This is a genomic window from Roseovarius sp. ZX-A-9 (genome assembly GCF_028369135.1).
In the GTDB taxonomy this organism is placed as follows: domain Bacteria; phylum Pseudomonadota; class Alphaproteobacteria; order Rhodobacterales; family Rhodobacteraceae; genus Roseovarius.
Map to the genome: position 1 here is coordinate 145,092 of NZ_JAPWHW010000008.1, position 12,217 is coordinate 157,308.

Genomic DNA, 12,217 nt, shown 5'->3' on the forward strand with positions numbered 1-12,217 from the left:
AACGTGAATAGCCCAATTTAACCCGTTGCATATCGGCGATTTTTTGCCGCTCGGCGGGATCAAGCCGCGATTTTTCCATAAGACTGGTCAAAAGAGTTGCCCGATTGTAAAGGTCTTTGGTAGGGGTCGGCCAAGGCGACGGTTCGGGGCAACACCATGTTTCCGGAAATCAGAGCGCCAGGTCAAAGGGACAAGTAGGGACACGGCAATTTGCGGACACGCGCGGCAATCAAAATTCATTCGCTGCTCGAGCGGTATTTTCCTGAACGCCGGGTTTTTCTGCGCTCGGATACCGATACGCGCTTCATCCGGTTGCGCCCTGGCACACAACTGATCGCCTTTACCGGGGCCACGGCCATCGTCGCCTGGGCCATCATCGCCACCGCCATCCTGCTGATGGACAGTATCGGAGCAGGCAATTTCCGCGATCAGGCCAAGCGCGATCAACGCACCTATGAAAACCGGCTCAACGCGCTGTCATCCGAACGCGACATCCGCGCGCAAGAAGCGATTGACGCACAGGAACGGTTCAACTCGGCTCTGGCGCAGATCTCGATCATGCAGTCCGAGCTCCTGGCCTCCGAAACCCGCCGTCGCGAGATGGAAACCGGGATCGAAGTCATCCAGAATACCCTGCGCCGCGCCATGAAGGAACGCGACAGCGCGCGCCAGCAACTGGCAAGCCTCACGGACGAGATGAACCGGAACGGCGGGGGCAGCACGGCCCTGGCCACGGATGACGCCGCGGGCGCATCGACCCTCGATTTCCTCGCAGACGCATTGGCCGACACCGCGCTGGAGCGTGACAAGGTGACCGCCGACGCCCAGGATGCCCTCCTCTACGCCGAGGAGATGAGCCACCAGATCCGCCTGATGCAGGATCAGAACGACCAGATATTCCGGCAACTCGAAGACGCGATGACCATCTCGGTCGAACCGCTCGACAAGATGTTCCGCAATGCCGGGCTCAACACCAAGACCCTGCTGGACACGGTACGCGACGGCTATTCCGGCCAGGGCGGCCCGCTGACACCGCTCAGCTTCTCGACACGGGGCGAGGAACCGTCAGCAGATACGCTGCGCGCCAACCAGATCCTCAACCAGATGGACCGGCTGAACCTCTACCGTATCGCAGCCCACAAGGTGCCCTTCGCCCTGCCCGTCAAAAGCGCATTCCGCCACACCTCGGGTTTTGGCGCGCGCTGGGGCCGGATGCACAGCGGCACCGATCTGGCCGCGCCGCACGGCACGCCGATCTATTCCACCGCTGACGGAGTCGTGATTCACGCGGGCTGGCAATCGGGTTATGGACGCCTGATCAAGATCCAGCATGCGTTCGGGATTGAAACCCGCTATGCCCATTTGTCCAAAATCCGCGTTCAGAAGGGCCAAAGGGTCTCGCGCGGGGAACGTATAGGTGATATGGGGAGCACTGGACGTTCGACCGGCACCCACCTACACTACGAGGTTCGTGTGGGCGGAAAAGCCATCAACCCAATGATATATATCAAGGCTGCGAGAGATGTTTTCTAAAAGCAAAATCAACGACCCGAGCCACCGGACAGGCGATGCGTCGAAACCCTCGGGCATGGACAAATCGCTGGATGCGCCGAAACCCGCCGCACCCGGAAGCGGCGAGTTCAAGGCTGCCGCCCCCAAGGCCAAGCCCCCTGCGTCAGTGCTGTCTTCCGACCTGCATGTGACCGGCAACATGAAAACCACCGGCGATATCCAGGTCGAAGGCACTGTGGAGGGCGACATTCGCGCCCATCTGCTGACCATCGGCGAGACCGCCACGATCAAGGGCGAAGTCATCGCCGACGACGTGGTGATCAACGGCCGGATCGTCGGCCGTGTGCGCGGCCTCAAGGTCCGCCTGACATCGACCGCGCGCGTTGAGGGTGACATCATCCACAAGACGATCGCGATCGAGAGCGGCGCCCATTTCGAAGGCTCGGTGCAACGCCAGGACGACCCGCTGAACGGCAAGTCGAGAACTGCGACACCCGGTGCCAGCCCGGCACCTGCCGCGTCGCAGGCCGCCCCTCAGGCGCCCGCCTCGTCCAAAAGCTAAGGCTCGCGCGCCCGAAGCGGCGCCCCGGCAACAAAGATGACATGGCTGATGCCACAAACGCCCCGCGCCGGACCTTCCGCGCGGGGCGATTTTCGTTTCACCAACCGCCAACACGGGGCCGACGCACGCCTGCCCCCCAAAGGCTCAGCACTCAAAGTTCCGGAAATATTCAGCCGCACCGGCAGCCCACAATCAGGCTTCCAGCTCGGCATCCCAATAGAGGAAATCCATCCAACTCTCGTGCAGATGCCCCGGTGGAAACTTGCGCCCCATATTGCGCAACTGCTCAGCACCCGGCGCTCTGGGCGGCTTGCGCAGCGCCATGCCCGCCCGGTGCAGGCTCTTGGCCCCCTTTTTCAGGTTGCACCGGCTGCACGCCGCCACGACGTTTTCCCAGCTGGTAACCCCGCCACTGGCGCGCGGCACCACATGGTCAAAGGTCAGATCGCCCCGCGCGCCGCAATACTGGCAACGGAATTCATCGCGCAAGAACAGGTTGAACCGGGTAAAGGCCACGCGCCTTTGCGGTTGGACAAAATCCTTGAGAACGATGACCGACGGCACCCTGATCTGAAGGCTTGGACTATGCACGGAGTGGTCATATTCCGCAACGATATCCACCCGGTTCAGATAGGCCGCCTTGACCGCATCCTGCCAAGACCACAGCGATAGTGGATAATAGCTCAGCGGGCGATAATCAGCATTGAGCACCAGCGCCGGGTTCTGCTTCAGCGCCCCCGGAGTGCGGACAAATTCGGTTCTGAAATCACCTTCCATCGTCGGCTGCGGCTCCCGCCTGATACGGCCTGTCGTGAAATTACTATATATCCTGATCGTTCTCTGACAACCCCGTGATTTCGGGATGTAATCCGGGGCCTGTGTTGCCCCCGGCAGCGACGGCCACAAGGGCCGTTCGCACGTTCAGGCTGCACAGAGGTCCGGTAGACACGCGGAATTTGGACCTGCGGCGCGGCGCGGTGCCCTGCCCGAACGCCTCCGCGTCTTCTCGCCCCACGGTACAGCGCAGGCCATTTCCGGAATGAGAAAAGGCGCAGCGAAGCCGCGAGGATCAGGTTCGCAGAATCAAGAACGCGCCCCTTGGACCGGCAGGCCGGGCCTCAGCCCGGCACCGATGCAATACCGACGTCATACCGACATGATGCCGACGCCGGTTTCGGACCGTTCTCAGAGTTGCTCCATCACCTCGTCGGAGGCTTCGAAATTGGCAGTGACGCGCTGCACGTCATCGTCATCTTCCAGCGCATCGATCAGCTTCATCAGCTTCTGCATGCCTTCCAGATCCAGCTCGGTGGATGTCGTCGGACGCCAGACCAGCTGGGTCTCCTCGCTCTCGCCCAGCTCGGCCTCCAGCGCCACCGAAACCTCGTTCAGATCGGTATCGGCACACCAGATCACATGCCCGTCCTCAGAGCTTTCCACATCCTCCGCACCAGCCTCGATCGCGGCCATCATCACGGTATCCGCATCACCCACATCCGCCGGATAGGTGACCTGGCCCTTGCGCTCGAACATGAAGCCGACACTGCCGGTCTCGCCCAGGTTGCCACCGTATTTTGTGAATGTACTCCGCACGTTACTGGCAGTGCGGTTGCGATTGTCGGTCATCGCCTCGACGATCACCGCCACACCGCCCGGGCCGTAGCCCTCGTACCGGATTTCCTCGTAATCCTCGGCGTCACCGGCCTGCGATTTCTTGATCGCACGCTCGATATTGTCGTTCGGCATGGATTGCGACTTGGCCGATTTGATCGCCAGCCGCAAACGCGGGTTCTTGTCAGGATCCGGGTCGCCCATCTTTGCGGCGATCGTGATCTCCTTGGAGAATTTCGAGAAGAGTTTGGAGCGCACAGCATCCTGGCGCCCCTTGCGGTGTTGAATATTCGCCCATTTGGAGTGGCCGGCCATGAAAAGCTCCCGTCGTCCGATTTTCCCGTTTTCTTATCCGCTCCTTTCGCGGGGGGCAACGCCTGAGCGCACCACAATCCGTCTTTGCGCCCCCGATCCCCCGACAAACAATCGAAATTGTCCGGGTGACGCGCCCTCTGGCGCGGTCTAGTCTCACCGCCATGACCCAAGACCAGATCATCCTCTTCGCGCTTTTCGGTGCCGTCTTTGCCCTGCTGCTCTGGGGCCGCTGGCGTTACGACATTGTCGCCTTTGCAGCCCTCATGACCGGCGTCGTGCTGGGCGTGGTGCCGACCAAGGACGCCTTCTCGGGCTTTGGCCACCCCGCCACGCTGGTGGTGGCGCTGGTGCTGGTGGTCTCGGCCGGGCTGGTGCGCTCGGGCGCGGTGTTCCTGATCACCCGCACTATGGTCGACAGCAGCCGCTCGCTGGGGACACATATCGCGCTGATGGGCGGGATCGGTGGTGTGCTCTCGGCCTTCATGAACAACGTCGCAGCCCTGGCCCTGCTGATGCCGGTGGACGTGCAGACCGCGCGCAAGGCCGGTCGTGCGCCGGGGCTCAGCCTGATGCCGCTCAGCTTTGCCACCATCCTGGGCGGCATGGTTACGCTGATCGGCACGCCCCCCAACATCATCATCGCCGCGATCCGCGAAGAGGAACTTGGCGCGCCATTCAAGATGTTCGATTTTGCCCCCGTAGGCGGCGTCGCGGCCATCGCAGGCCTGGCATTTGTCGCTTTGATCGGCTGGCGGCTCATTCCTCAGCGCGAAGGCGATGTGCTCGTCGCTTCTGATTTCGGCAGCTACATTGCAGAACTGACCGTCCCCGACGGGTCGGACCAGATAGGCAAACGTCTGGCCGAACTGGAAGAAACAGCGCAAAAGACTGACGTGGCGCTTATCGGCCTCATCCGCGACGGCAAACGCCGCTATGGCACGGCACGCAACACCGTCCTTCAAGCCGGCGATGTCCTGGTGCTGGAGGCACAGCCCGACGCGCTGGACGAATTTCGCGCAGCACTTTCTCTTGCCTTTTCGGATGCGGAACGCACCGAGCGGCTGGAGGCCGCCGGCGAAGGGCTCGACATCCTCGAACTGGTTGTGCCGCAAGGCGCGCGCATCGCAGGGAAATCAGCGCAATCCATCGGCCTGCACTGGCGCCGGAGCGCGGTTTTGATGGGTCTGTCGCGCCGCGGCAAACGCATCACCGAGCAGGTGCGCAATACCCAAATCCAGCCCGGCGATATCCTGTTGCTGCTGGTGCCCAAGGACCGCGGCGATGACGTGGCCGAATGGCTGGGCGCGCTGCCGCTGGCGGCGCGCGGGCTCAATGTCACGCAGGACAGCAAAACATGGCTGGCCATCGGGCTTTTTGGGATCGCCGTCGCCGCCGCCAGCTTTGGGCTGGTCTACCTGCCGGTCGCACTCGGCCTGGTGGTCACGGCCTATGTGCTGACCCGAATCGTACCCCTGGGCGAGCTTTACAATCACATCGAATGGCCCGTGGTAGTGTTGCTGGGTTCGATGATCCCGCTTGGCGCAGCACTTCAGACTGCGGGCGGGACCGAGTTGATCGCAGGCGCGCTCATCGACCTGACGGCGGGCATGCCCGCCTGGGCGATCCTGACAGTCCTGATGGTGGTCACGATGAGCCTGTCGGACGTGCTCAACAACACCGCCACTACAATCGTTGCCGCGCCGGTCGGCATCCAGATGGCCCAGTCGCTCAACGTCTCTCCAGATCCGTTCCTGATGGCGGTGGCCATCGCAGCCTCTTCGGCCTATCTCACGCCCATTGGCCACAAGAACAACACGCTCATCCTCGGCCCTGGGGGCTACCGGTTCGGCGATTACTGGCGCATGGGCCTGCCGTTGGAGGTCATTGTCATCGCGGTCTCGATCCCCGCCATCCTCGTCTTCTGGCCGCTCTGAGCGGCGCGCGACGTCAGGTCAAAGCGGCCAGAAAAACGGGATGAGCACCGAAGCCAGAAGCCCCACGCTCAGGTTCAGCGGCACGCCGATCCGCAGAAAATCGGTAAACCGGTACCCCCCCGGCCCGTAGACCAGCGTATTGGTCTGGTAGCCGATGGGCGTGGCGAAACTCGCACTTGCAGCCACCATCACGGCCACCACCAGCGGGCGCGGGTCGATGCCCATGGCCTCGGCCAGCCCGATGGCGATGGGCGTGACCACCACTGCCACCGCGTTGTTGCTGACAAGCTCGGTCAGCAAGGATGTCAGCAGATAGACCGCCCAAATCACAACGATCCCCGGCAGCAACGACAGCATCGGTGCCACGCTGCCGACGATCAGTGAGATGGCGCCACTTTCCTGCAGAGCCGCCCCCACCGCCAGCATCGAAAAGATCAGAGCCAGCAGCCGCCCGTCGACGAAGGAAAATGCCTCGTCCGCGTCGATGCAGCGCAAGAGCAGGACCGCAGCCATCGCTACCACGGCCAGAAGAAGGATCGGCGCGACGCCAAACCCGGCCAGCACCACGATCGACATCAGCGCCACGATCGCCAACGGCGCATGGCCGCGCCGAAATCCCCGCGCCGACGGGTGCGAGACCTCGACCATGTCCATATCACTTGCCAGCCGCTGGATGTCTGCAGGCGCGCCCTCCAGCAACAGAGTATCGCCCACCCGAACGATCAGATCGTCCAGTTGACGGCCGATATTCTGATTCCGGCGATGTACCGCCAGCGGATAGACCCCGTAACGCCGCCGCAGGCGCATCGCTCCCAGCGACCGGCCCACCATCTTGCAGCCCGGCGTGATCAGCACCTCAACCGTCGATGTTTCGACCGCCGAGACCTGATCAACACGCCTTAGGCTCTTGTTGCGTTGCAGGCTCAAAAGCTCGGTCATTTGCGTGCGCAGCACCACGCGATCCCCTACTTCCAGAACCACATCGGACAGATTGCGACGCAATGACTGGTCGCCGCGCACCACGTCGATCAGCCGCACGCCTTCGCGCTTGAACAGCTGCACACCCGAAACTTCGCGGCCGATCAGGTTGCTATCTGGTGGAATCACGGCCTCGGTAAAGAACTTCATCCGGCTGCGATCAGACAGCATGTCAGCCATGCTGTCGCGGTCCGGCAACAGCATCGGCCCGATAAAGCGCAGGTAGATCATGCCCCAGGCCACTAACACCGCCGCCAGTGGCGTGATCTCGAAAATCGAGAAAGCCTCCATGCCCTGCGCCCGCGCCACACCGTCCACCAGCAGGTTTGTCGATGTCCCGATCAGCGTCAGGGTGCCGCCCAGGATCGCTGCGTAGCTGAGCGGGATGAGCAAACGAGAGGCCGGTATGCGCATGGTGCGTGCCAGTTGCACGAAAACCGGGATCATCACCACGACCACCGGCGTGTTGTTCATCACCGCCGACCCGAAGACGACCAAAGCCAGCAGCATCGCGATGGCCAGTTTCGGGTTGGTCCTGGCCTGCCGGTCCGCGAGCGAGGTGAACGCCTCCAGCGCGCCGGTGCGCACCAGCGCCCCCATGATCACGAACATCACGGCGATGGTCCAGGGGGCCGGGTTTGACAGCACGGCCAGCGCGGCATCATAGGGCAGCAGCCCGAGGATCAGCATCAAACTGGCCCCCGCCAGCGCCACGACCTCGGTCGGATAGGTTTCGCGCACAAAGAGCGCGAACATCAGCGCCACGACCCCCAATGTCATCACCGCTTGCGTTGTCTGGGACAGATCGAAATATGCGATCACCTTGGCGGCTTTCCTTTGATTGACCGGCGAGTCGTAGCCGTTTCGGTGGTTTCCACGACACGCGCAGGGACGAGCACGCGCGCAGCGCGCGGCTGCACCAGGAACATGCCCAGCAACATCACGCCCAGGGCCATCCAGACCCAGAACGAGTAGCTCTCGTTCAGCAGCGCCATCGACCACAGCACGCCGCAGCCGGTCACAACATAGCTGGTCTGCGCGGTAAAGACCGAACCCGCACGCCCCACCAGCCAGACATAACAGGCATAGACAACGGCGTGAATGACCGCGCCGGCCACCAGTGCCGCCTCGGCAATTCCAAGACCCTGCATTGGATTGATCCACTGTCCGGTGGCCAGCGCGATCGGTGCAGAGATTGCCATGCCCAGCAGTGATGCGCCGAAAATCACCTGAGTGGAATCAAGGCCTTGCGTGCCCCATTTCATCACCAGATTGCCTTCGGTGGCATAAAGGGCCGGCGCGCAGAGTGCGACCAGCACAAACGCCGCCGAGGTCCCCGCAGGCAGGCTTGCTTCCGGGCCGATCAGCAAAACGATGCCCATCAGCCCGACGAAAACCCCGACCAGGCGGCGCGGCTCGAACCGCTCGTTGCCCAGCAAGAGCGCAATCGGCAGCGAGAACATCGCAACCGTCGATACCACGATGGACATCACGCCGCCCGGCAACCGCGCCGCGGCAAGGTAAAAGAAGATATCCGGCAACACCGCCCCACAAAGCGCCACCATCAGGAACAACCGCAGATATTGCCGTCCCAACACCAGACGCCTGCCGCGCACCAAGGTTACTGCGCCCAGAAACACCACAACCACCACCAGTTGCCAGAAAATCAGGCCCATCGGCTGGTGCCCGGTGCTGACCGCGATCTTGGCCAGCGGCACAGTCAGTCCCCAGCCGATCCCCATCACGAAAAGGATACCGTAGAGAAAGGGCGTGCCGCTCATGGTCCGGCCTGCGCCAGTCGCCCGCCCTGACGGATCATCTCGATGCGCAGCGCCTTGCCGGTGCGATCATCGGTTTCCACGTAGACACCGCTCAGTGTCGCTTCGCCCTGCGCTGGTTCGAACCGGCCCTTGGACATGCCGGTAACAAAGCGGCGCATCGGCTCGGCACGATCCATGCCGATGACGCTCAGATAGTCGCCGCACATGCCCGCATCGCTCAGATAGCCAGTGCCACCGGGCAGGATCTGTGCGTCACCTGTCGGCACGTGGGTATGGGTCCCCGCGACCATGCTGGCGCGCCCGTCGCAGAACAGGCCTGCCGCCATTTTCTCGCTTGTCGCCTCGCAATGGAAATCGACAATCGTTGCCTGCACCGCACCGCCCAGTGCGTGTGTGGTCAGCACTGAATCGAGCGCTGAAAACGGATCATCAAAGGCGCGCTTCATGAACACCTGCCCCAGCGCCTGCGTCACCAGCACCTTGCGCCCGCGTGCATCCGAGAAGACCCGGTGCCCGCGCCCCGGCGCATTCTTGGCGAAATTCAGCGGCCGCACGATACGCGGCTCGGACTCGATGAATTGCAGCATGCCTTTCTGGTCGAACGCATGGTCGCCCAGCGTCAGACAATCGGCCCCCGCCTCCAGCAGCGTCTTGGCATGATCAGGGCTGAGCCCCATGCCGCCCGTTGCATTTTCACCGTTCACCACGACAAAATCGAGCGCCCAGTCCGCGCGCAAACGCGGCAGGTTTTCGCTGATCGCCTTACGGCCGGACCGGCCAACAACATCGCCCAGAAATAAGAGTTTCATACACAGGTGTTAGGCCGCAGCGCGCGCAAGAGCAAGACGCGTTTCGCGCATAACCCGTGGAGATTACCCCTGTGACAGGCCGGTCATTTCCGCCCAAAAGATGGATGCAACGCCACGGATACCCGCCAAAGTCACCCCTTCGGCCTGCCACAGCGCCTCATTCGCCGATCCGGTAGCGTGCGTCGATCTCTACCGGGAAGTTCACTGACCGGGCGATGAAGCACACCTTGTGGATTTGCCGGTGCACCGCATCTGCACGCGCCTCGTCGCCATCCTCGGCCAGCACGATAAACGGGCGCAACGTGGCGCGCAGGAACCGGCTCGCCCCGTTCTCGTCGGTTTCACCGACCGCCAGCGGATCATCGGAATAGCTCAGCACCGTGATATTTGCATCGCTCGCCAGATGCAGGAACCACAGCATATGGCAGGCCGAGAGGGCCGCAACCAGCATTTCCTCGGGATTGTGCAGCGAAGGATCACCGCCCAGAAGCGGATCATTCGACCCATAGATAACCGGCTTACCCGCGGTTTCGACGCTCCAACTGCGGTCGTAACCTCCATAGGTGCTGGTGCCATCGCCACGATTGCCGGTCCAGACCACCCGTGCGGTATAGTCATGCTCTGCCATGCTGCCTCCTCTCTGGATATCGCGAAGCCGCCCGCAAAGACGAATGAGCAGCCCCGCCTAAAACGTGATCACTTCGGTTTCCGTCACCAGCATATCAAGCGGCTGATCCGTTGGCTCCAACGGCAAACCGTCGGCCTCTTGGCCGGCATAAGCAAACCCGATGGCCAGCGTCGCGCGCCGCGCGCGCAACAGCTCCAGCGTGCGGTCATAGAAGCCACCGCCATAGCCCAATCGTCCGCCGCTGCGGTCGAACGCAACCAGCGGCACGATCAGGATCTCGGGTTCGAAAAAATCATCCACCTCTGGAATACGGGCCCCGAACGGGCCATCCTTCATCGCGCATCCCGGCTCCCAGCGAGAAAATTTCAGCGGCAGGCCCTCGCCTACGATCACCGGCACGCCGACAGGGCCATGGGCTGCGGCTTCTTCCATCGCGGGCAGCGGGTCGATCTCGGTTCGGATCGGCATGTATCCGGCCAGCGGCACACCGCGGTACCCGGCCAACACGCCCGACAGCAAAGCGGCAGAACCAGGCCCGGCCGTACCATGCGCCACGCGGCGCCGGGCAAAGGCTGCACTGCGCGCCGCCGCCTTGATTTGCACCAGATCGGTCACAGCAACACCAGCGCCGCCAGCCCGAGAAAGGCAAAGAACCCGACTACATCCGTCACCGTTGTTACGAACGCGCCAGACGCCAGCGCCGGGTCAACGCCGAACCGCTCCAGCATCACCGGGATGACCGTTCCGGCAAGGCCAGCGATCACCAGATTGATCACCATCGCCGCCGCGATGACGTATCCCAGCACAGGCCCGCCAAACCACAGCGTGCCCACCACGCCCATCACCACCGCGAAGATGAGACCGTTGATCAAGCCCACCAGCACTTCGCGCCGGATCACCCGCCAGACGTTGCTGCTGGTCAGGTCCTTGGTTGCGATCGCGCGCACTGCCACCGTGAGGCTTTGTGTGCCGGCATTGCCGCCCATCGACGCGACGATGGGCATCAGCACCGCCAAGGCGACGAACTGCGCAATCGTCGCCTCGAACTGCGCGATCACCAATGACGCCAGGATCGCCGTCACCAGGTTGACCGCCAGCCAGGGAAACCGCGCCTTGGTCGTCTCGTAGACCCTGTCGTTAATGCCGCTCTCGCCGACCCCGGCAAGGCGCATGATGTCTTCTTCATGCTCTTCGTCCAACACCGCCATCGCGTCGTCGATGGTGATCACGCCCACAAGCCGATCATTTTCATCCACAACCGGGGCAGAGATCAGGTGATACTGGTTAAACACGTAGGCCACGTCGCCTTCGTCGCGGGTAACCGGGATCGTGTGGAACGTCTCTTCGACCAGCGATTTCAGCATGACTTCACGGCGAGAGCCCATCAGCTTGCCCAAGGTGACGTTGCCCACCGGATGCAGGCGCGGATCGACCAGAATGACGTGGTAGAACTGCTCGGGCAGTTCTTCTTGATTGCGCAGATAATCAATCGCCTCGCCGACGTTCCAGTGCTCGGGCGCCATCACCACTTCGCGCTGCATCAGTCGCCCGGCAGAATATTCCGGATAGGTCAGCGACTGGCGCACCGCCACACGATCGCTGTCCTCGAGCACTTCCAGGATGGCTTCTTGCTGGTGGCCTTCCAGATCCTCGACGAGGTCCACCACGTCGTCGCTTTCGAGCTCGCGCACCGCCTCGGCCAGAACCTCGGGATGCAGCAGGCCGATCACCTCTTCACGAATCGAGTCATCCAGTTCCGACAGGATTTCACCGTCAAACTCGCGCCCGTAAAGCTCGATGATTCGTCGCCGGTCGAACGAGGTGGACTGCTCAAGCAGGTCGGCGATGTCCGCCGCGTGCAGCGGCTCCATCTCCTGCACAAGGCGATCGCGGTCGCCTATATCCACCGCGTAGATGATCCGCGCCACCGCCACCGGGTCGAGCCCGTAGAAATCGTCTTCGACGCGCTCGTGGTCTTGATCGTCCCGGTCGGTCTGGTCGGTCTCTTGTGCCATATTGCCCCCGTTCGCGCGGTGTTGCTGCTGCAGGAGTAAAGAAGCCTCTGACGGATCACAACGAAAATAGGG

Annotated in this window: 11 protein-coding genes; 3 read left to right on the top strand and 8 right to left on the bottom strand. The window is 62.5% G+C overall.

What is annotated here, in order from left to right:
- Nucleotides 1-210 precede the first annotated feature (210 nt).
- Together O3306_RS09975 and O3306_RS09980 are read left to right on the top strand one after the other, a co-directional pair.
- A complete protein-coding gene (locus O3306_RS09975; protein ID WP_272006441.1) occupies nt 211-1,533 on the top strand; it encodes a M23 family metallopeptidase in 1,323 nt (440 codons plus the stop codon).
- A complete protein-coding gene (locus O3306_RS09980) occupies nt 1,523-2,074 on the top strand; it encodes a bactofilin family protein (RefSeq protein WP_272006444.1) in 552 nt (183 codons plus the stop codon). The genes O3306_RS09975 and O3306_RS09980 overlap by 11 nt, the downstream gene beginning before the upstream one ends.
- Nucleotides 2,075-2,266: 192 nt before the next feature.
- Here the strand turns inward: O3306_RS09980 and O3306_RS09985 are convergent, their stop codons facing one another.
- Nucleotides 2,267-2,851 carry an HNH endonuclease gene (locus O3306_RS09985; protein ID WP_272006447.1) on the bottom strand — a complete coding sequence of 195 codons (585 nt, stop codon included), beginning with the start codon at nt 2,849-2,851 and terminating at the stop codon, nt 2,267-2,269.
- A gap of 408 nt (nt 2,852-3,259) precedes the next feature.
- On the bottom strand, nt 3,260-4,000 hold the full coding sequence (locus O3306_RS09990; RefSeq protein ID WP_272006450.1) for a YebC/PmpR family DNA-binding transcriptional regulator: 741 nt from the start codon (nt 3,998-4,000) through the stop codon (nt 3,260-3,262).
- A gap of 161 nt (nt 4,001-4,161) precedes the next feature.
- Here O3306_RS09990 and O3306_RS09995 point away from each other — a divergent pair, with 161 nt between their 5' ends.
- On the top strand, nt 4,162-5,934 hold the full coding sequence (locus O3306_RS09995) for an SLC13 family permease (protein WP_272006453.1): 1,773 nt from the start codon (nt 4,162-4,164) through the stop codon (nt 5,932-5,934).
- Between the two features lie 18 nt (nt 5,935-5,952).
- Here the strand turns inward: O3306_RS09995 and O3306_RS10000 are convergent, their stop codons facing one another.
- The 6 genes from O3306_RS10000 to mgtE all read right to left on the bottom strand — a co-directional run bounded on the left by O3306_RS10000 (nt 5,953) and on the right by mgtE (nt 12,145).
- Nucleotides 5,953-7,692: an SLC13 family permease gene (locus O3306_RS10000; RefSeq protein WP_272006594.1), complete on the bottom strand. Its 1,740-nt coding sequence runs from the start codon at nt 7,690-7,692 to the stop codon at nt 5,953-5,955.
- Between the two features lie 38 nt (nt 7,693-7,730).
- Nucleotides 7,731-8,693 (bottom strand): DMT family transporter, encoded by a 963-nt coding sequence (locus O3306_RS10005; RefSeq protein ID WP_272006456.1) that lies wholly within the window; start codon nt 8,691-8,693, stop codon nt 7,731-7,733.
- Entirely contained in the window at nt 8,690-9,502 is an 813-nt protein-coding gene (locus tag O3306_RS10010) for a TIGR00282 family metallophosphoesterase (RefSeq protein ID WP_272006459.1), read from the bottom strand. The genes O3306_RS10005 and O3306_RS10010 overlap by 4 nt, the downstream gene beginning before the upstream one ends.
- A 157-nt stretch (nt 9,503-9,659) precedes the next feature.
- Complete coding sequence (locus O3306_RS10015; protein WP_272006462.1) at nt 9,660-10,130, bottom strand: OsmC family protein; 471 nt, start codon at nt 10,128-10,130, stop codon at nt 9,660-9,662.
- Nucleotides 10,131-10,187: 57 nt separating this feature from the next.
- Complete coding sequence (locus O3306_RS10020; protein ID WP_272006464.1) at nt 10,188-10,745, bottom strand: 5-formyltetrahydrofolate cyclo-ligase; 558 nt, start codon at nt 10,743-10,745, stop codon at nt 10,188-10,190.
- Nucleotides 10,742-12,145: a magnesium transporter gene (gene mgtE, locus O3306_RS10025; protein WP_272006466.1), complete on the bottom strand. Its 1,404-nt coding sequence runs from the start codon at nt 12,143-12,145 to the stop codon at nt 10,742-10,744. The genes O3306_RS10020 and mgtE overlap by 4 nt, the downstream gene beginning before the upstream one ends.
- Nucleotides 12,146-12,217 lie beyond the last annotated feature (72 nt).